The following is a 19,457-nucleotide window of genomic DNA, read 5'->3' on the forward strand; positions in this document are numbered from 1 at the left end:
AGCATACGGATGGAGGGGCAGAAAATGTACTCTGACCCCTTTTCTTTATTGCGTTAGGCGCACTTTGAAAAATTCTGCGAGGGTTTTGCTGATAACTGGGTGTTGGGTGTCTTGATTAAACAGGCAGATGTTGACCTTTCCTAGCTTGGGCAGGTGCGGGTGGTTTAGTACTGCTAAATTTGCCGGTAAGCTTGATTTTGCTAGTGCTGTAACGCCAAGGCCTTGTTGAATAGCTGCTACAAGGCCGCCCAAATCAGCATTGGTGTAGCTAATCTTCCAAGCGAAGGTTTGCTGCTTTAGCTGTTCAATTACCCGGCTTCTATACATACAGCCATCTGGCGCTAGCACTAATGGAATATTATTTCCCACTAACGGGTGAGAAGTATCACCTACCCAAACCACATCATCCTCTATTACTACTTCGCCCTCGGTTTGTTCATCTGGGTTCACCAGTGCCAATATCAAATCGAAGTGATCTCGCTGAGACGGGTGAAGCAGATCGCGACTTAACGCCGATGTAACCTCTAACGATACATCTGGATAGCGCTTTGAAAACTCACCAATTAAGCCCGGTAATAGAGTAGAGGCAAATTCATTTGGAATGCCCAAACGTAATCTGCCGCTTAGTGGCGCAGGAGTAAGGCTTCGAAAGATATTGTCGTTAAGCTCTAGTAGCTCTTTCGCTTTTGGGTAAAGCCAGTTTCCATCGGCGCTAGGTACATGGCGTTGACCTACCTTGGTGAACAGCTTTCTGTCTAGCTGCGATTCAAGCTTTTTGATTTGCAAACTAATAGCAGGTTGAGAGCGACCCAAAAAGTCGCCAGCCTTTGCATAGCCACCAAGCTCAATAACACTAACAAAGGTGCGTAAGGTATCTAGAGAAAGCTGTTTCATATTTATCAGGTTTATTAATGTAAGTGCCCTTTGTTATTGTATTTGCAAATGTATGGCACTGAAAGCCCATATTCTTAACTTAGATAAGATTTACGTTGTTAGCTGTATAAAAGCGAGCGTGAATACGCCCTTTTGAGTACCGCAAGTCAATGTAGAGTAAGCGTACTCACGTTTATAAATTCACGAATTCAAGCTAACAAACGTAGCAAACTAGGTTAAGCTAAGCGTAATTGTGATAGGCTTTAGAAAGTAAATATCGATACGATAATTAACTAATAGCAGCAAACAGTTACGCTCTAACGGCGCTTTTAAAAAATTTAAATCAGCGTGTCGATTTAAGAAGTGTTGAGCATTTAAAGTGAGTTACCTGCGCAAAACGATGTGCTGGCTAGGTATGTAATGAATGATGTTAACTACGAGAACACGTAATGAACTCTGATCTGTATTTTATCGGTATAGATGGCGGCGGTACTAAGTGCAGAGTCATAATACAAGATAAGAACGGCACGCAGCTAGGTCAGGGCATTAGCGGCCCCGCTAATATAATGCGAAACGCAGAACTTGCTAAAACCTCTATATTGGATGGAGTAGAAAAGGCTATTGAATCTGCCAACGTCTTTTTAGCTTCACAAAGCAGTGATGCCTCCATAACACCTATCACAGTATCACAATGCGTAGTAGCAGCCGGTCTTGCTGGCGCTAATATTACATCCGCGAAAACGCGCTTTGAAACCTGGGCGCACCCCTTTCACTCGCTTTATATACTAAGTGATTTACATGCTGCCTGCGTAGGCGCTCACAACGGCAAGCCCGGTGCAGTAATTATTGTGGGTACGGGCTCGGCTGGCACCGTATTCAATAAGGATAAGTTTACAGACTTAGGTGGGCACGGTTTTCCTGTCGGCGACTTTGCCAGTGGCGCTTGGCTGGGTTTAAAAGCTATTCAGCACACCTTACTATGTATAGACAATATTCGAAGCCCTGATGGCCTCGCCAAAAAAGTATATGCAGAGCTTGGTACCTCAAATGCCGATGAGATTGTGGCTAAATGTGCTGGGTTTAGTACTCATCACTACGCGAGTTTAGCACCCTGTATGCTACCGCTTTTGCGTGAAGGTAATAACCAAGCGGTTCGTATCTTTAAAGAAGGGGCAGAATACTTAGAAACTATGGCACAGCGGCTTCTAGGTGATAATACGTATAAACTTGCTTTAATTGGTGGGTTAAGCAATGTGTATGTACCTTATTTTTCTGAGAATACCCGTACGCGCCTAAAAGCATGTGAACTATCGCCAGAGCAGGGCGCTATCAAGTACGCTAAGGCAATACATGATGACCAATAACGGTAAGTAAGCCATAAGGTCACATGGCAAATTTCGATGCAAGTAATGAGATAAGCGACGAAAAAGCAACGTTATAAGCAGCAAAAAACTCTGCTACAACCGCACGTAATTAGGAAAGTGAAAGCCCAATGATGAAAACAATTTTAGCCGAAAACGTTTTGATAAATGGTAAGTGGGAAAAAGGCCAAGTACTCACTATCAAAGATGGCGAAATTACTCACATCGAAGCACTTTCTAATTCAAAAAAACAGCGCGAAGAAATTCCTGAGTGCGTGTCAAACAGGCTTATTCCTGGGTATATAGATACACAAGTGAACGGTGGCGGTGGCGTATTGTTTAATCACGCCCCAACGTTTAAAAGCATAAGCACAATGGCCAAAGCCCATCGAAAGTTTGGCACCACCACATTATTTCCCACGCTTATTACCGATGACATAGCAACAATCGAAAGCGCCGCCAATGCGGTAAGTGAAGCGATAGAAAGCGGCCACCCAAGCGTTGAAGGTATTCATTTTGAAGGGCCGCACTTAAGCGTTGAGAAAAAAGGTGTACACCTTTCGAAATACATTCGCCCGCTCACCGACAGAGAACTTGCCACTTATACCCGAAAAGATCTCGGCAAGGTTATGATTACCGTAGCGCCAGAAAATACGTCGTGTGATGTTATTCGCGACTTGGTAAATCAAGGCGTTATTGTGGCGTTAGGGCACTCTAATGCACCGTTTGAAGTGGTGGAACGCGCAATTGAGGCAGGTGCGTCTGGGTTTACTCATTTATATAATGCCATGTCGCCGTTTACGTCTCGTGAACCTGGCATGGTTGGCGCAGCGCTTTTAAGCAACAACACCTGCGGCATCATTGTCGACCATCAGCATTTGCATCCTAAAGCCGTTGAACTTGCCTTTAAAACCAAAGGGCCATCACAATTAATGCTGGTTACCGATGCAATGGCCCATGTCGGGGCTGACGAAGACGTTATAGACTTTTTCGATACGCACATAACCCGTGTCGGAAACAAGCTTACTACACCTGATGGCACCCTTGCAGGAAGTTGTTTAGACATGCACGGGGCAGTTATTAACTGCGTTAACGACATCGGAATTTCGCTAGAAGAAGCGAGCAAAATGGCAAGCGCAACACCGTCTATGTTTATGAGCATTAACGAGACGTTAGGCTGCATAGCTGTAGGTCAGCGGGCGAACTTTGTAGAGCTGAGCGAAGACAACGCACTTGCAAACGTTTGGCAAAATGGTGAAGTGTGCGTTTAGCACACTTGCTATTGAACAACTTGTAACAGGCTACTAATCAGCATTTAAACATTCCTCACAACGCCCTCAACAATTGCGTAGCAAGCATTCAGCAACGTTTCAAAAGAGCTGAGTATTAAATTGTAACTGCCCGTTCTAAACACCATCTGATATTTAGCTTTTTCAAGTTTAATAGTGCGGCTATGAATCTTCGTTAACCAATTTGAAAGTATCAGCAAGCGCTTACATATTTGCATTCCTCATGTTTTCTTAAGAATACATTTGCTTTTTAAATGTATTGATAAAAATTTCCAATTTGTTGCATAAACGTTAGCTCACTATACTCAATCTCGTTTTCTACCTTTCAAATCAAAAAGAGTAAGTGGAATGTCTAGTACCACCGCCCTACACGCAAAGCACCTAGAAGCCGGTGCGAAAATGGTCGATTTCTTCGGCTGGGATATGCCAATTAACTATGGTTCACAAATTGAAGAGCATCACGCTGTGCGTCAAGACGCAGGTATGTTTGATGTGTCTCACATGACCATTGTTGATGCCAAAGGCCCTCAAGCCAAAGCGTATCTTCAGTACCTTTTAGCCAATGACGTGGCAAAACTAAAAGACAAAGGCAAAGCGCTATACAGCGGCATGCTTAACGAAGAAGGCGGTGTTGTAGACGACCTTATCGTTTATCACTTCGACGAAACTAACTACCGTTTAGTAGTTAACTCAGCAACGCGCGAAAAAGACATGAACTGGTTAATGAGTAAAGCAGAAGGCTTTGACGTCACCATTACCGAGCGCCCTGAATTTGCCATGATTGCAGTGCAAGGCGCTAACGCAAAAGAAAAAGCAGCAAGCCTATTTAGCGCAGCGCAAAAAGAAGCGGTGGCGGGCATGAAGCCATTCTTTGGTGTACAAGCAGAAGACTTGTTCATCGCTACCACGGGTTACACAGGTGAAGCAGGCTACGAAATTATGGTGCCAGCAGATCAAGCGGAAAGCTTCTGGCAAAGGTTGCTAGATGAAGGTGTTAAGCCATGCGGCCTGGGTGCTCGCGACACCCTTCGCCTAGAAGCAGGCATGAACCTGTACGGCCAAGATATGGATGAAACCGTATCGCCACTAGCCGCTAACATGGGCTGGACAATTACATGGGAACCGGCTGAACGTGATTTCGTAGGGCGTAAAGCACTAGAAGCGCAGCGCGAAGCGGGTACCGACAAGCTAGTAGGCTTGGTTATGACTGAAAAAGGCGTGCTGCGTCATGGTCTTAAAGTGAAAACAGAAAGCGGCGAAGGCGTTATCACTTCAGGTACGTTCTCGCCAACACTTGGTCACTCAATTGCGATGGCACGAGTACCACGTGACGTTGGTGAAACAGTAGAAGTTGAAATGCGCAAAAAGTGGGTTACAGTAAAAGTGGTTAAGCCCTCCTTTGTTCGCAATGGAAAAAGTGTTTTATAAGGCCTCAGCTACTAGGCCCCAAGTTAACAGAGAATAACAGGAACGATTATGAGCAACATCCCAACTGATTTACGCTATGCCGCTACGCACGAATGGGTTCGCCCTGAAGGTAACGGTGTTTTCACTGTAGGTATTTCTGAGCACGCTCAAGGCTTACTTGGCGACATGGTTTTCGTTGATTTGCCAGATGTTGGCGACGCAGTAAGCACTGGCGACGACGTATGTGTTGCTGAATCGGTAAAAGCAGCGTCTGACGTTTACGCGCCAATTTCAGGTGAAGTGGTTGAAGTAAACGAAGACCTAGAAGATTCACCAGAACTAGTTAACACTGACCCATATGGCGATGGTTGGCTATTTAAAATTAAAGCTGACGACGCGGCTGAAGTAGAAGGTCTACTAGACGCTGAAGGCTACGAAAACAGCATAGACGAAGAGTAATTCGTTACGCAGTTTTAAAAGAACCATATTTTAAAAAGGGGCATGAAGATAATTCAGCCCCTTTTTAACTTAAAGATTTAACGCGCCCTTGCGGCAACCATTACGAGTGCTTAACAACGTTATGTCGAATACTTCCCCTACATTGGCTCAACTAGAGCAAAAAGATACATTTATCCGCCGTCACATTGGCCCGGGTAAAGGCGAAATTGAAGAAATGCTGTCTGCCATTGGTGCAAGCTCACTAGACGATTTAGTTGAGCAAACTGTACCAGCAGGTATTGCGCTACCAGAGCCACTAAAATGTGGTGAAGGGGCGACAGAAGTTGAAGCATTAGGTGAACTTAAAGCCGTTGCAGAAAAGAACAAAATTAACCGTTCTTTCATTGGTATGGGTTACTACGATACTCACGTACCGAACGTTATTCTTCGCAACGTGCTAGAAAATCCAGGTTGGTACACCGCGTACACGCCTTACCAGCCAGAAATTGCCCAAGGTCGTTTGGAAGCCATTCTTAACTTCCAACAAGTGACCATTGACCTAACTGGCCTAGAGCTGGCGTCAGCGTCATTACTTGACGAAGGTACAGCCGCAGCAGAAGCCATGGGCCTTGCTAAGCGCGTATCTAAAAACAAAAAAGCGAATGCGTTTTTTGTTGCAAACGACGTTCACCCGCAAACGGTTGACGTGGTTGAAACTCGCGCTGAAATGTTTGGTTTTGAAATCATCAAAGGTGCGGCAGAAGAAGCAGCAGAACACGACGTATTCGGTGCGCTACTTCAATATCCAACCTCTACCGGTGAAGTAAAAGACATCAGCGACATCATTGCTGCAGTACAAGCGAAAAAAGGTATTGTGGCAGTAGCCGCTGACCTAATGAGCTTGGTAATGCTTAAGTCGCCTGGCGAGCTAGGTGCAGACGTTGCACTTGGTAGTGCACAGCGCTTTGGTGTACCTATGGGCTATGGTGGCCCGCATGCGGCATTCTTTGCTACACGCGACAGCTACAAGCGCTCACTACCTGGCCGTATTATAGGTGTAAGTAAAGATAGCCGCGGACGCCCAGCACTTCGCATGGCGCTACAAACCCGTGAACAGCACATTCGCCGCGAAAAAGCGAACTCGAACATTTGTACAGCGCAGGTGCTGCTAGCCAATATGGCAAGCTTCTACGCGGTATACCACGGCCCGCAAGGTCTTAAAACTATAGCTGAGCGCATTCACCGCTTCGCCGACATTCTTGCCACTGGTATTAGCCAGAAAGGTGCAGAAAAAGGTGTAGCCCTTAAGCACAGCACCTACTTCGACACGCTAACCGTAATGGTAAGCAACAAAGAAGACGTACTAGCAAGCGCCTACGCAAAAGGCATGAATCTGCGTGCAGACCTTGAAGGTGCGGTAGGTGTATCGCTAGACGAAACCACCACGCGTGAAGACATTGTTGCACTATTCGACGTACTGCTTGGTGAAGAGCACGGGTTATCAGTTGAAGGCCTAGATGCTGAAGTAACCACGCAAGGGTTAAATCTATTCCTGATGCGCTAGTACGTACAAGCGACTTCCTAACCCACGAAGTGTTTAACAAGTATCACTCTGAAACAGAGATGCTTCGCTATATTAAGAGCCTTGAAAATAAAGACTTGGCACTTAACCACTCAATGATTTCATTGGGTTCGTGCACCATGAAGCTAAACGCAACGGCTGAGATGATCCCAGTAACATGGGCTGAATTCGGTCAGCTTCACCCGTTCGCGCCGCTAGACCAAGCAGTAGGCTACCAAGAAATGATTGCCGAGCTAGCCGAGTGGCTAATTAACGTAACAGGCTACGATAATCTTTCTATGCAGCCTAACTCGGGTGCGCAAGGTGAATACGCAGGCCTATTGGCTATTCAGCGCTATCATGAAAGCCGCGGCGAAGGCCACAGAAACGTGTGCCTAATTCCAAGCTCTGCCCACGGTACTAACCCAGCTTCGGCACAAATGGTTAGCCTTAAAGTGGTAGTAGTAGCTTGTGACGCTAACGGTAACGTAGACCTTGATGACCTTCGCAAGAAAGCAGAAGAAGTGGGTGAGAATTTATCGTGCGCCATGATCACATACCCGTCTACCCACGGCGTATACGAAGAAACTATTCGCGAAATGTGTGACATTGTTCACCAATACGGCGGCCAAGTTTACATGGACGGCGCGAACATGAACGCGCAGGTGGGCATTACATCGCCTGGCTTCATTGGTTCAGACGTATCGCACCTTAACCTGCACAAAACCTTCTGTATTCCACACGGTGGTGGCGGCCCAGGTATGGGACCAATTGGTGTTAAGTCGCACCTTGCGCCTTTCCTACCAAACCACACGGTTGTTAACGTAGAAACCGCAGGCAAAGGCTGTGGTGCGGTATCGGCAGCGCCATGGGGCAGTGCGTCAATTCTGCCTATTAGCTATATGTACATCAAAATGATGGGCAGCGCAGGCCTACGCAAAGCGACCGAAGTCGCTATTCTTAACGCTAACTATGTGGCTAAGAAGCTAGAAGGGCACTTCCCAGTGCTTTACAAAGGCAACAATGGCCGCGTAGCGCACGAATGTATTATTGACCTTCGCCCACTTAAAGAAGCAAGTGGTGTAACCGAGCTAGACATTGCGAAACGCCTAAACGACTACGGTTTCCACGCGCCAACCATGAGCTTCCCAGTAGCGGGTACGCTTATGATTGAGCCAACCGAGTCGGAAGCGAAGTACGAACTAGACCGTTTCATCAACGCCATGGTTAGCATTCGCCAAGAAATTGCGAAAGTAGAAAGTGGCGAGTGGGATGCCACTGACAACCCGCTACATAACGCACCGCACACATTGGCCGACATATGTGACAGCGACTGGAACCGCAGCTACGACCGCATGTTAGCGGCGTACCCAGCACCAGAAGTACACAGAAACAAGTTCTGGCCAACGGTTAACCGTATTGATGACGTTTACGGCGACCGCAACCTTATCTGTTCTTGCCCTAGCATTGAGAGTTATGTTGAGGAGTAGGGGGTTGGTGATGACTGTTAATTAAGTCTGTGACTATTTTAATTAAGTTTGTGACTGTAATTAAGATTGTGACTGACTAAGCTGTTTATAGATTTGAAAGGCGAGCCTTAAGTGCTCGCTTTTTTTATTTTGATAAAAATTGGCAGTTATTGTAGCAGGCGAAATTTTTTTACTAAATGTTTAAACAGTTAGTGTTGGTTGGTAACAATAATTTGTAGTTTTCTATTGCAGTGTAATTTTTTACACTTTGATGTAATTGTTTTGGGTCAATTAGTTATTTGAATTATTGAGAAGTGCTGTGATGAATGAGTAGTTATTAGATAGATAGGTTCCCAGGTAAGGGCGAACTAAATCTATTTACAAAGAATTCTACCAATCACTTCAAAAATCAGTGGAAGTTAAAATTGTTGAAAATGAGATCCCAGTAATTGAATGTACATCATGCCACAACCAGTCTTTTGATATAGATAAGGAAGAGTGCCTCCTGTGTGGTCATAAGGAAGAAGTACTTGATTGTAAATGGTGTAATGCACCGTACATCTACTCTTCATTTGAGTACGCTGAAGAGGCTGAACTGTGCCCAAGTTGTGAAAGAAAAGATGGCTACGCATCTGCTAATCATGAAAAATATTAGTGATGAGTTTGATAAGTAACGTTAGGCAGCTTTAAAGGAGTAAGTTTTGCAATTCAAATTCGATATAAAAGCCAATGCTATAGATAGCTTTAACGAAGCGCTCGTAAAGTATGAACAAGGTCAAGCAGGTGATTTAAGGGCATTTAAATTCGCAATAACGCATTTGGCACATAGCGTTGAGTTAGTACTCAAAATGTATCTTCAGACTTTAGATGAAAATCTCATCTTCTCAAAGTGCTTCAAGCATGTCACCAATAGAGCAAAGGACGACAATACTAATGTATTGGCAGCATTTAACGCTCTTAAATCAGAAAGCTTTGATTTTGAAAACCTAGTACAAGGGCACGCTTCTCCTCACACTGTCACAGTTGAACAAGCTCTCTCAATGGCTAGATGTGAAGTGTGCAGTATCACCGGAAATCATTTTGTTGATCAAGACTTTATTGATGACATCAACTGGATGAAAAGTCTGAGGAATGAAATCGAACATTTTGAGTTTGAGTTTACCGCAAAAGATGTTCGTTTAAGCGTTGGTAAGTTGGTTCGTGGATTAGATGAGTTTACTGATCTATTTTCTCTATTCGATTTAGGAAATGAAGTTGGTCAGGAACGCTATCAGGTCTTTAAGGTACTAGCGGATGAGTATGAGCATGCTGTCGCGGAAGCAAACATAGCTGTCGGGGAACAGAAGCAGGCGCTTTTTGCAGGGGTTAGGCCCAAACACCAGATACTCATAGAATGGAACATCTATACATGCCCTAGTTGTGGCAATAACACCATGATTCCTAACGATGACTCTCAGATGGGATATCGCTGTACTCTCGAAGGTTGTGGTAACGAAGAATCAGAAGATATTGAGGTGGATTGCGAAATATGCGGAGCTGCTTGGGCAAATGGAGAAATGACCTCTTGGGATGACACTTATACATATGTGTGTCCAAGATGCGAGAACCCAGAGGCTTGGTAACACGCAAAGACCGCAACTCTCACTTGGCTGCCGAGCAGCCCAAAAATACTCAAACTTCAAATTATATTATATATTCTAACACATATAATCGCCTGCGTCCGCTAAAGGCACTAATCCAAAGCTAAAGTGATAGTAATCCATATTATCTTAAGTAGAGAACTACATGTCAGTTCTTCATTTAGATTACAGTTATATCAATGGTTTCTTCATGAAGTTCTCGATAATTTTCTAGTGATTGAGAAAAAAAGCTACGCTCTAACTTTCCACCGCCTACGTAAAACAGTTTTGAGTTAGTCGGAAAGTAAGAGCTTTGAACGTCTTTAACTCTGACTTTTTCGATAGGTTTGATTTCTTCATTTTCTTCAGGAATAGACTCTTTAACATGCTCAGATATTGACACAAACGTTTGAGTATCACTTGGCAGATTATTCGCAACAAATGACAGAATAGTCTCCAAGTTAGTCTCATCAATATCCTCCTTGAGAATGGCGTCAAGCAAGAATGGTAGTCTATGGGCTGTTTTGGATTTCGCTATCATGGCGTTTAAAGCAAAGTGATAAGCCATGACGGTCTTGTGAAGTTCAACACCTTGACGTGGGAATGAATGTATTTTGTACAAATCTAGATATCGAGAATCAGTTAAAGGCTTCAGCTTTAACTGTGATGTGTATGCTGTAAATATCTTCTTGAATGCCGTTTCCTTACTTATTCGCGAGAATATTGTTTCTTGTTCAGTTACCATAGAGCCAAGAGAGAGTTTAACGCCTTCTAACTCGCTTTCTGAGTGCTCAATATCTGCTTGCATTTGTTTATATAGCGTAATATTTGCTTTATTTGCCACCCACTGTTCAAACGTAACTCCGTCTACGTTTTTGTCCAAAAGTACGCCATAATCATTAAAAATTTCGTTTTCGATAGTCGTCATTTTCTTCTTAGACGAGTTTATCTTAGATTTTTTATCAATTAGCTTAGTTGTAATGTGCGACTCAAGTTCGAGGGTATCATTATATTTTTGATAGTGGCTGTACAATCCTTCAAGTGAATATGACAGAACCTGCGTGCAGGCTGGGCAACGATCAACATCGTTGTAATTCTGTTTCTTAATATTACTCTTGGTTCTTTTCAGAATTTTATGGTGATTTTGTAACAGAGAAAATTCATTACAAAGCTTTATGTACTTGTTCCTCTCTTCCTCTAATGACTTTGCCTTTAAAACGTAGTTTTCAATATAGACTTCTGCTTGCTCGCCAAACGCTTCGTCAACTAAATTAGAAAACTGGAACTCTGCTTTCTTACTGTACCGTTTGAGGTTATTTATTTCAGCAGATAGTCGATCTCTTTCCTTTGTTAACCTTCTATGCTCCAAGCGATCAAATCTGTTACTTATACCTAGGTAATAATCTAAATAGTCGTCTTTAAATCCCTTGTAATATTGAAGATTAGAGAACGACTCACGCAAATATACCCAGCCTACAGACTGAGAAATATAATATGGTAAAAACATGCTTTCAAGCGGAGCAGATTTTAGCTCTCCTTTTTGCTCAAGAATAAGCGAAAATCCAATTAAATCTCTTATGTAATCCTTCAGTCTAATGTGCTCAACACTGTTATCTGCATCTATTCCACGGAAAGAAACTATTTTTCCGCTTGGCTCTTTGACATAGATGGATTTTGAATCCCTTACAATGGTGTAAGATTCCTCAACATCACCTACTTTCTTAGTAAAGTCTACTCTGAACGTCGGCTGATATGACAGAATTTCGTCTAAACTTTCTCTAACGTCATTAACACCAAACGCGAACATTAGACTCTGGATCAAAGAGCTTTTACCTGATGTGTTGCGCCCACTAATTAGGTTTACACCAGGTGAAAACTCATTACTGAAACAAGAATTATGCGATTCAGAACTTACAAATAATCTGTTAAACGTAATTGTTGTGTTCATTACAAGGCCTCTCCGTGGTGCTCTACAAATGAGCATAAGGTAGAGAAGAAAATATCAATATCGTTTAGATTAATGCTGTTCTTACTTTTAATATCCGAAACGTACGCTTCAAACATTTCCTCATGGCTGTAATAGTTCATAGAGTAGTCATTGTCCCTAACGAAGCTTTTGATTATCTGATGCTCGTTATTCATCATGTCCTTGAGAAGTTCAAATGTGTTCTTAATATAGTTTTCGTGACTATTTTGGATACCTATAGGAACTCGAAACTTACGGGCTAATTCTGTTGAGTGATCTCTCCACAGCTTGAATGTCTTTTGTTCCGTTTCAATGATATCAATCGCTTTCCTGATTTCATCGCCCTCAACCCTCTTAGAACTGTCAAGTAAGGTAATAATTTTGCCTTGGTTGTATATGGCTTCAACTTCCCTAAACAAGCTAAGAAGCAACTCAACGGCTGCAAAAGAATCTGATACATGTGGAAACTTTCTCCTCATTAGCCCCACTAAGCAATCTTTTTGTGCACTCTTTGTTCGTGGAAAATCCACCCATTGAATATGGAGATTGTCGAGCTCATGTTTGTGGAAAGTTAGTTCTGCCTTGTCACAGAAACTGTCTACTTTCTTGGTGATTTTGTCCTTAATATCGTCAGGAAAGGAATCGTATTTACAACTACAGTTCTGCTCGTTAAGCAGTGTTGTTATTTCCTTTTTTCCATCATCCTTTTCTTGCTGATTAGGCTTGAATTTAAGCTCAATGTCGGAGTTGGATATAAACGTTAGCTCATGAGTATAAGTTTGACATTTAGGTGCTGGATCGTTTCGGAGGTCGTTTCCAACTTCTAGCATCTTAGCTATTATTTCAGAGAAACGTTCATTTATAGTCCATACCTTGCCTGAAAGTTTTTTGGCTTGATAAGAATGCACTTCTTCAATATTGCTGCGACAATCTGTTCTGTAGCAAAATAGGAAATCGTCATGATGCTCAATACTCAGAAAGAACTCTCTTCCATTGAATCGATTATATTCGTTTAGGAGTAAGTACAACGCACAATTGCGCTGAAACTCGAATCCCAATAAAGCATCAATACCTGAGTTAGCTGATTTTTTTCTTGTACTCAAAGCTTCACCTTAATCAAAACCTCATAGCATCCTCATTACACAATGCCATTCGCCCTTAAACTTTGTGACATATTGCCACTTAAGTTGCTTAGTGTAGGAGAGCAGGTTTTGCTTCTATGTCCCTTTATTGAAGAACAGTTTTACATACTTTAGGTCAAACTCATATCCCATTGCGCTCTCATTCGGCTGATTTAAATTAAAGATTAGAAATTTTAAATTGAGGGGGCTGCCATTCGCCTAAATAAAAATCAGAGAGTTATATGCAATCGTGTGCAGTAATTTCAGACGCTAACCAGATCACGCTGTACCGTTGTGTAATGGCCTCTAAAGTCTACTCAAAACTATCCAAAACGCGCCTTTCGTGCCGATTTTGCCCCCCAAGGTGAAAATCCCGACCATAGCGCATAATCCGAGATTATGGTGAATACGTTGAGGTTGACTTACTCGGCCTGCTCGTGACTTGTTTGCTCCGGCTCTTGGGATGTTGGGTCGGATTATGTTCGGCACGGTGTGGGGCTTGGAACAGGCATTCTGCACCGCCAGGCTAGGTGACATCGACGGGGAAGCGTGCAAACACGGCGACACAGTGAGCATGATACGTCTACAAATACACACAACGCCTGCCGATGGTTGCTATACTGGAGCCATCCTTTTTCCGATAGCGAACGGTTTTGAGTGACCATGCATAAACCTGTTGATCGTCAACCATCTCATGAAGAAACGAATCACGATAATGATGCCGCCGCGCTGCTGGCATGGATTGCCCTTGGCGAGCAAGGGATCGCCGAGGATCCGCTGTCGTTTGATGATGTCATCGCGTTGTTGTCTAAAATGTAAATTAACCCACCCATTTTAGATGGCGTCTTTACGCAAGCGTGGTCAATGAAGCCTGGTTGCACGTCACGCAAGAGGACCTCGATAGCCTGGAGCGGTCATCTGGTTCTTCGTGTCTTCATGGCTGGTTTGTACGTAAAGCGGACGTTGGCATTACGAAAAGCCAACTTCTCCAATGAGCGATCAACGGACATTCAAACGATCTGAGTCCTCTGGCCGCTATGTCGGAGGTAGCGGACACATCTTTTATTTGACTATTGTCAGCTTCGAGCGAATCGTGGATCATCAATTTATAATTGATGACAATCGACTGTGCTAAGAAAGTAGGCAAGCGTAAAACTATAATACTTGTAGATATGAGTATCACTTTTCAAGTAACTGCAATACCCCACACTCTTTAACTTTTCTATCATCTGTGCATGCCGAGGCCATCTCAGATAGTGTAAGTTTTAGCTCCTCAAGCTCTGCAATGCGATGTGTGACGTCAACCATATGTTGATGGATCAAATTGTTCACACTAGAACAACTTTTGTCGGGATTATTTTTCGTATCCAACAGCTGTTTAATTTCTATTATAGTCAAATCTAATGAGCGACATTGCTTAATGAATCGCAGTGCTCTCAACGATGACGCGTCGTAAATTCTATAGTTGCCTTCACTGCGATTGCAAGCCTCAAACAAATCCTGTTTTTCATAAAAACGGATCGTCTGAATAGAACACCCACTTTTTTTTGATAGCTCACCTATTTTCATAAACGCGCCTTTTTGTTGTTGACTCTATACTAAATATAGACTTTACACTGTACCTATAATTTTGGGAATAAGAGTTGAACAATGAGTGGTTGCGGCTGTGAAGTGGAAATCAAAGATGCCTCACAAAAACGGGTTTTGTATTGGCTGCTTGGCATCAATGCGACGATGTTTTTCGTTGAGATGACCGTTGGTATTTTGGCTGACTCTACTGCCTTGATAGCAGACTCTATGGATATGCTAGCGGATGCGGTTGTATACGGCATAGGTATTTATGCTGTGGGTCAATCTATACTTTACAAAGCCAAAGCTGCGCAAATCAGTGGTTACTTTCAGCTGTTGCTGGGCGTGATCATTCTCATTGATATTACCAGAAGATTATTCTTGGGCAGTGAGCCTATCTCATCATTAATGATAGGAATGGGGTTCATTGCACTCATTGCAAACGTCGCTTGCTTGGTGATTATTCGTAATCATAAAAACGACGAAGTACATATGCGAGCCAGCTGGATTTTTTCAGCTAACGATGTCATTGCCAACATGGGTGTCATCATCGCCGGTGTTCTAGTGGTATGGCTTGATAGCAGAATGCCGGATCTGGTTATCGGCTGTATAGTGTCAATAGTCGTGCTACGCGGAGCGTGGATGATCCTGAAAGACGCCAAGCAGGAAGCACTTAATAACGAAGTACAGAAATGTAAAGCGGGTGATCCACAATGACATACAATAAAGCCGTTAAGCCGCATATCGATTCCAAATTAACCGATTACTTAGATGCAATGTCTAACAATAATGAGAGGCAGGCATTTGCAGCGCTGGAGGATGCGCATGTAATTGGTCAGCACTCTACTTATTATCATTGTTTAATCCATTATAAAATGCTGCGACATGGTTTTCTAAACAAAGATTGGAGAGCCGTTTTTGGACAAGTTATAAGAATAATTGGTGCTGCAACCAAAACCGCTATCGGCCTTGTACCCAAAGGGAACACAGGTGGCACTAATATCAGTCCATTCAAACGACTACCGGTAAGTGCTAAAAATCAAGCGATATTGGACAAAATCAATCATGCATAATCATAACCACAGTCACAGTAATAACAGCGCTTCAAAACGCATTGGCTGGGCATTTTTCTTGAATGTCGTATTTACTATCATTGAATTTATTGGCGGATGGCTGACAAACAGCACGGCCATAATGGCTGACGCAGTACATGATTTGGGCGATAGTTTATCTATTGGCACTGCATGGGGATTGAACAAGCTAAGCGATAAAGAAGCGAATACCACATTTTCATATGGTTATAAACGATTTTCGCTGTTAGGCGCTTTGATCAACGGAATTGTTTTAACTATAGGCTCAATATGGATTTTGTTCGAGGCCATACCTAGGCTTTCAGCACCTGAAATGCCGCAAGTGGAAGGTATGTTAATGCTTTCGATATTTGGTATCGCGGTAAATGGTTTTGCCGCATATAAACTTAGCGAAGGGAGCTCCTTAAACGAACGTATCTTAAACTGGCACTTACTTGAAGATGTATTGGGTTGGGTGGCAGTGCTGATCGTATCGATTGTGCTGATGTTCAAGCCATGGGCAATTTTGGATCCCATTTTATCTATTGGCTTTACATTATTCATTTTATTTAATGTCGTCAGAAATCTAAAAGAAACCTTGTTGTTATTCTTGCAAGGCACGCCAGATACGACGCAGATGGTGAAAGTGCGTAAAGTACTTATGTCAAACGCTGATGTGGCGGATATACATCATTTTCATATCTGGTCTTTGGACGGTGAACATAGCGTCATGACGGCACATGTGGTGTTGAAACAAGATGTTTCGATTTCTCAATTGAGAACACTCAAAGACGAATTTCGTCACGACCTTGGTGAATTTGACTTTGTGCACACTACCATTGAAATTGAATTTGCCAGTGAAGATTGCCGTGATAAGTAATGTAATGGTTGAAATACTTTGTTTTGGTTGGTCGATTGGCCTTAGTTCGATAAGCTGTTAACATAAACATGATGAGAGAAGATAGATATGTTTAGTGTAAGGGTGGCAAGTTACCTGTTGATTTCGCTGATTTTGTTTCAGTCGTTTTCGGCTGTCGCTAATTCCTTGGATTTTCATGTTATCGACTCGCAACATCTAAGCGAAATACACGAACATCAGGCGGGAGATAACACTGTTTCTGCGAAGGCGCTTGTTCAACAGCAATCTAACGAACAACCCAATGCTGATAAAATCACCGTAGATATTTCTCATAATCCCGCTGATTGCCACCACTGTGGTCATTGTCACGGAACCCATGCTCACTGGCTTGGAAACAGCAATGGCATCGAACTCGATTCTGTTACCACCCATCACGGTTTCTATTACTTAACGAAAGTAATAGAAGGGCCCGTCACACAATTGTTACGCCCACCTAAAGCATAACCCTGAACTAATCAAACACCGTTCGCCAACAACTTGGCGATATATATTTTTGATAATTTAGGAATAAAACAACAATGAAATTTTCATTGAATAGTCCTGTGCGTGTGCACGCTTGGGTGGTTTCCATGATGATTGTCCTTTTGACAACACACACCGTGGTAGTAGCACAAACAAACAGTACCAACAATCTAGAAATAACGTTGCAAAGCGCCATACAGCGTACATTAACTAATTCGCCAGAATTGCATGAGTTCACATATAGGCAACAAGCAGTTGAGGGGGAAATTAAAACGGCGTCTCTCAAACCTGAGGTTACAGCCGGTATTGAACTAGAAAACTTCTTAGGTACAGGAGATGTCTCAGGAACTAAGGACACCGAGATGACTCTCACATTGTCGTCGGTCATTGAATTGGGCAATAAACTCAACTCACGTAAGGAGTTTACTAAGGCGCAATCCACCTTAGTCGAAGCACAAAAACAAGTGCAAACCTTGGATGTTTTAGCTGAAGTGACACGTCGCTACATCGATGTCTTAGCGCAACAAGCGCTAATTGACACTCAACAAGAGACAGAAACTCTTGCCCGATATACCTATCACGCGGTCACAAAACGTGTGGATGCGGGAGCATCTCCAGTATTTGAACAGCAACGTGCTGAAGCTGCACTGGCAAGAGCCAGACTGGATGTGGTGACGGCACAGCAGACTAAGCAAGCCATGATAAAAAGCCTGGCTATTATGTGGGGGGAAAAAAATCCTACTTTTACTGGTGTTGAGGGTGACTTATTTACACTGCAATCATCTCCTTCATTAACCTCGCTTTTCAACACACTATTGAACAGTCCCAATCTTGAGGTCTATACGAAAGAATCGAGATTGCAGGCATCTCAAGTCCGCCTTACTCAAGCAGCTAATCAATCAGATTTAAGCTGGACAGCGGGAATAAGACGTATAAATAGCATTGATGATACCGCTTTCGTAGCAGGTGTCAGCATGCCGTTGTTTGCGGCAAGTCGAAACCTTGGTGAGTATGAAAAACAACGGGCTGTTCAAGGGCAATTGGAACAACAAAAACAGTCTGCAACCCAAAACCTTTACCATCAACTAAATATGGCGCTAGTAGCGAGAAATAATGCGCTGCTCAATGTGCAGACACTACAAGACTCGATTATCCCGCCGTTAGTTCAAGCGCTGAAATTGGTAGAACAAGCCTATATCAATGGGCGTTTTAGTTATTTTGAGTGGGTCAGCACCCGTCAAGAACTACTTAATGCCAAGCAAGCCTTAATTCAGTCTGCCAAACAAGCACATCAGCGGGGGGCGGATATTGAATCACTCACTGCGCAACCGCTTGCTGATGCAAATGTCACATCTTCTTCGAGTAAAAATCAATGAATAACAAAACAGTAATCAAGACACAAAACACCCTGCGAACTTTCATAACATGCAGTGTGTTCATATTACTTATAAGTCGTCCAATATACGCATCAGAAGGCGAACATAGGGATGAAGATACCCACAACGCTGAATTTGTGCTTATATCTGACAATATGGCGCAAAAAATGGGTGTGGTGACACAAAAAGTGAGTGCAGGACAACTCAATATCACCACTACCGTTTACGGAAATGTGGTGACCGACCCGGCTTCACTGAGTCATGTCCGCGCCCGGTTCGACGGTATGGTGACTAAAGTCAACGCAAATCTGGGTTACAAAGTCAAAAAAGGCGAGACACTGGCAATCGTTGAATCCAACGAAAGCTTGAAAAGCTACCCCGTTACAGCACCGTTTTCAGGAAGCGTGATTGCGAGGCATGCCAATGAAGGCGAGTTATCTAATGGACAAGTGTTATTTTCAATCGCCAACTACGAGGATGTGTGGGCGCAGCTTAAGATTTTCCCACAACAACTCTCAGAGATAGCTGACCAACAAAGCGTTCAGCTTAGTTTGTCAGAGGCAAAGTTAAACACAACTATTCAGCATATTTTACCATCACCCGATGAAAAGCCTTACGTCTTGGCTTACGCAAAAATTGCCAACACGTCAGGTAGGTGGCCTGTTGGCGCAGCTATCAAAGGTCTGGTCACAATCAACAAACTTGATGTCGCCATGATGGTACCTAAAGCTGCGATTCAAGAATTTGAAGGGACATCTGTAGTATTTGTTAAAGAAGGTGAGGAATACCATCCCGTTCCCGTTATGCTTGGTCAACAAGATAGTAACAATATCGAAGTGTTATCAGGCCTGCATATTGCAGATGTCATTGTCAGCCAGAATAGTTATCTATTTAAAGCCGATTTAGAAAAGTCGGAGGCTGGTCATGATCATTAATCACGCAAGACTATCTGTCTGG

At 43.2% G+C, this 19,457-nt stretch carries 16 protein-coding genes and 1 pseudogene; 13 read left to right on the forward strand and 4 right to left on the reverse strand.

The annotated features are described in order from the left end of the window. Positions 1-45: 45 nt before the first annotated feature. Entirely contained in the window at positions 46-894 is an 849-nt protein-coding gene (locus KL866_RS14585; RefSeq protein ID WP_025256097.1) for a LysR family transcriptional regulator, read from the reverse strand. Positions 895-1,322: 428 nt separating this feature from the next. Between KL866_RS14585 and KL866_RS14590 the strand changes: the two genes are divergently transcribed. From KL866_RS14590 to KL866_RS14615, 6 genes and pseudogenes are all read left to right on the forward strand, one after another. Further along, positions 1,323-2,237 carry a BadF/BadG/BcrA/BcrD ATPase family protein gene (locus KL866_RS14590; protein ID WP_214995688.1) on the forward strand — a complete coding sequence of 305 codons (915 nt, stop codon included), beginning with the start codon at positions 1,323-1,325 and terminating at the stop codon, positions 2,235-2,237. 131 nt (positions 2,238-2,368) lie between these two features. Beyond that, positions 2,369-3,505, forward strand: a complete 1,137-nt coding sequence (gene nagA / locus KL866_RS14595) for an N-acetylglucosamine-6-phosphate deacetylase (RefSeq protein WP_214995730.1) — start codon at positions 2,369-2,371, stop codon at positions 3,503-3,505. A 366-nt stretch (positions 3,506-3,871) separates the two neighbouring features. Beyond that, entirely contained in the window at positions 3,872-4,951 is a 1,080-nt protein-coding gene (gcvT, locus tag KL866_RS14600) for a glycine cleavage system aminomethyltransferase GcvT (RefSeq protein WP_214995690.1), read from the forward strand. Between the two features lie 48 nt (positions 4,952-4,999). Then, positions 5,000-5,389 (forward strand): glycine cleavage system protein GcvH, encoded by a 390-nt coding sequence (gcvH, locus tag KL866_RS14605; protein ID WP_025256093.1) that lies wholly within the window; start codon positions 5,000-5,002, stop codon positions 5,387-5,389. 121 nt (positions 5,390-5,510) lie between these two features. Then, positions 5,511-8,419: pseudogene (gene gcvP / locus KL866_RS14610) on the forward strand (aminomethyl-transferring glycine dehydrogenase). A gap of 680 nt (positions 8,420-9,099) precedes the next feature. Continuing rightward, positions 9,100-10,020: a hypothetical protein gene (locus KL866_RS14615; RefSeq protein WP_214995692.1), complete on the forward strand. Its 921-nt coding sequence runs from the start codon at positions 9,100-9,102 to the stop codon at positions 10,018-10,020. 178 nt (positions 10,021-10,198) lie between these two features. Here the strand turns inward: KL866_RS14615 and KL866_RS14620 are convergent, their stop codons facing one another. Further along, positions 10,199-11,965, reverse strand: coding sequence for a hypothetical protein (locus tag KL866_RS14620; protein WP_214995694.1), 1,767 nt, complete (start codon positions 11,963-11,965; stop codon positions 10,199-10,201). Then, on the reverse strand, positions 11,965-13,086 hold the full coding sequence (locus KL866_RS14625; RefSeq protein ID WP_214995696.1) for a DUF4297 domain-containing protein: 1,122 nt from the start codon (positions 13,084-13,086) through the stop codon (positions 11,965-11,967). The genes KL866_RS14620 and KL866_RS14625 overlap by 1 nt, the downstream gene beginning before the upstream one ends. Before the next feature lie 681 nt (positions 13,087-13,767). Here KL866_RS14625 and KL866_RS14630 point away from each other — a divergent pair. Then, positions 13,768-13,923 (forward strand): hypothetical protein, encoded by a 156-nt coding sequence (locus KL866_RS14630; RefSeq protein ID WP_214995698.1) that lies wholly within the window; start codon positions 13,768-13,770, stop codon positions 13,921-13,923. Between the two features lie 360 nt (positions 13,924-14,283). On the opposite strand, the gene cadR is transcribed toward KL866_RS14630, so the two are convergent. Then, on the reverse strand, positions 14,284-14,673 hold the full coding sequence (gene cadR, locus KL866_RS14635) for a Cd(II)/Pb(II)-responsive transcriptional regulator (protein ID WP_159609836.1): 390 nt from the start codon (positions 14,671-14,673) through the stop codon (positions 14,284-14,286). Positions 14,674-14,754: 81 nt separating this feature from the next. Here cadR and KL866_RS14640 point away from each other — a divergent pair, with 81 nt between their 5' ends. From KL866_RS14640 to KL866_RS14665, 6 genes are all read left to right on the forward strand, one after another. After that, a complete protein-coding gene (locus KL866_RS14640) occupies positions 14,755-15,390 on the forward strand; it encodes a cation transporter (protein WP_159609834.1) in 636 nt (211 codons plus the stop codon). Next, positions 15,387-15,746 (forward strand): DUF3703 domain-containing protein, encoded by a 360-nt coding sequence (locus KL866_RS14645; protein WP_159609832.1) that lies wholly within the window; start codon positions 15,387-15,389, stop codon positions 15,744-15,746. Before KL866_RS14640 ends, KL866_RS14645 begins: the two co-directional genes overlap by 4 nt. Next, complete coding sequence (locus KL866_RS14650) at positions 15,739-16,623, forward strand: cation diffusion facilitator family transporter (protein ID WP_057790217.1); 885 nt, start codon at positions 15,739-15,741, stop codon at positions 16,621-16,623. The genes KL866_RS14645 and KL866_RS14650 overlap by 8 nt, the downstream gene beginning before the upstream one ends. A gap of 87 nt (positions 16,624-16,710) precedes the next feature. After that, positions 16,711-17,106, forward strand: coding sequence for a hypothetical protein (locus KL866_RS14655; RefSeq protein WP_057790219.1), 396 nt, complete (start codon positions 16,711-16,713; stop codon positions 17,104-17,106). Between the two features lie 125 nt (positions 17,107-17,231). Further along, positions 17,232-18,500: a TolC family protein gene (locus KL866_RS14660; RefSeq protein WP_214995732.1), complete on the forward strand. Its 1,269-nt coding sequence runs from the start codon at positions 17,232-17,234 to the stop codon at positions 18,498-18,500. Beyond that, on the forward strand, positions 18,497-19,435 hold the full coding sequence (locus KL866_RS14665) for an efflux RND transporter periplasmic adaptor subunit (RefSeq protein WP_159609826.1): 939 nt from the start codon (positions 18,497-18,499) through the stop codon (positions 19,433-19,435). Before KL866_RS14660 ends, KL866_RS14665 begins: the two co-directional genes overlap by 4 nt. Positions 19,436-19,457: the final 22 nt, after the last annotated feature.

It is taken from the genome of Alteromonas sp. ALT199, assembly GCF_018619335.1.
In the GTDB taxonomy this organism is placed as follows: domain Bacteria; phylum Pseudomonadota; class Gammaproteobacteria; order Enterobacterales; family Alteromonadaceae; genus Alteromonas.

Coding starts and splice junctions, on each gene's coding strand:
- KL866_RS14585 (WP_025256097.1), bottom strand. CDS start 894: ATGAAACAGCTTTCTCTAGATACCTTACGCACCTTTGTTAGTGTTATT.
- KL866_RS14590 (WP_214995688.1), top strand. CDS start 1,323: ATGAACTCTGATCTGTATTTTATCGGTATAGATGGCGGCGGTACTAAG.
- nagA (WP_214995730.1), top strand. CDS start 2,369: ATGAAAACAATTTTAGCCGAAAACGTTTTGATAAATGGTAAGTGGGAA.
- gcvT (WP_214995690.1), top strand. CDS start 3,872: ATGTCTAGTACCACCGCCCTACACGCAAAGCACCTAGAAGCCGGTGCG.
- gcvH (WP_025256093.1), top strand. CDS start 5,000: ATGAGCAACATCCCAACTGATTTACGCTATGCCGCTACGCACGAATGG.
- KL866_RS14620 (WP_214995694.1), bottom strand. CDS start 11,965: ATGAACACAACAATTACGTTTAACAGATTATTTGTAAGTTCTGAATCG.
- KL866_RS14630 (WP_214995698.1), top strand. CDS start 13,768: ATGCATAAACCTGTTGATCGTCAACCATCTCATGAAGAAACGAATCAC.
- cadR (WP_159609836.1), bottom strand. CDS start 14,673: ATGAAAATAGGTGAGCTATCAAAAAAAAGTGGGTGTTCTATTCAGACG.
- KL866_RS14640 (WP_159609834.1), top strand. CDS start 14,755: ATGAGTGGTTGCGGCTGTGAAGTGGAAATCAAAGATGCCTCACAAAAA.
- KL866_RS14645 (WP_159609832.1), top strand. CDS start 15,387: ATGACATACAATAAAGCCGTTAAGCCGCATATCGATTCCAAATTAACC.
- KL866_RS14650 (WP_057790217.1), top strand. CDS start 15,739: ATGCATAATCATAACCACAGTCACAGTAATAACAGCGCTTCAAAACGC.
- KL866_RS14655 (WP_057790219.1), top strand. CDS start 16,711: ATGTTTAGTGTAAGGGTGGCAAGTTACCTGTTGATTTCGCTGATTTTG.
- KL866_RS14660 (WP_214995732.1), top strand. CDS start 17,232: ATGATGATTGTCCTTTTGACAACACACACCGTGGTAGTAGCACAAACA.
- KL866_RS14665 (WP_159609826.1), top strand. CDS start 18,497: ATGAATAACAAAACAGTAATCAAGACACAAAACACCCTGCGAACTTTC.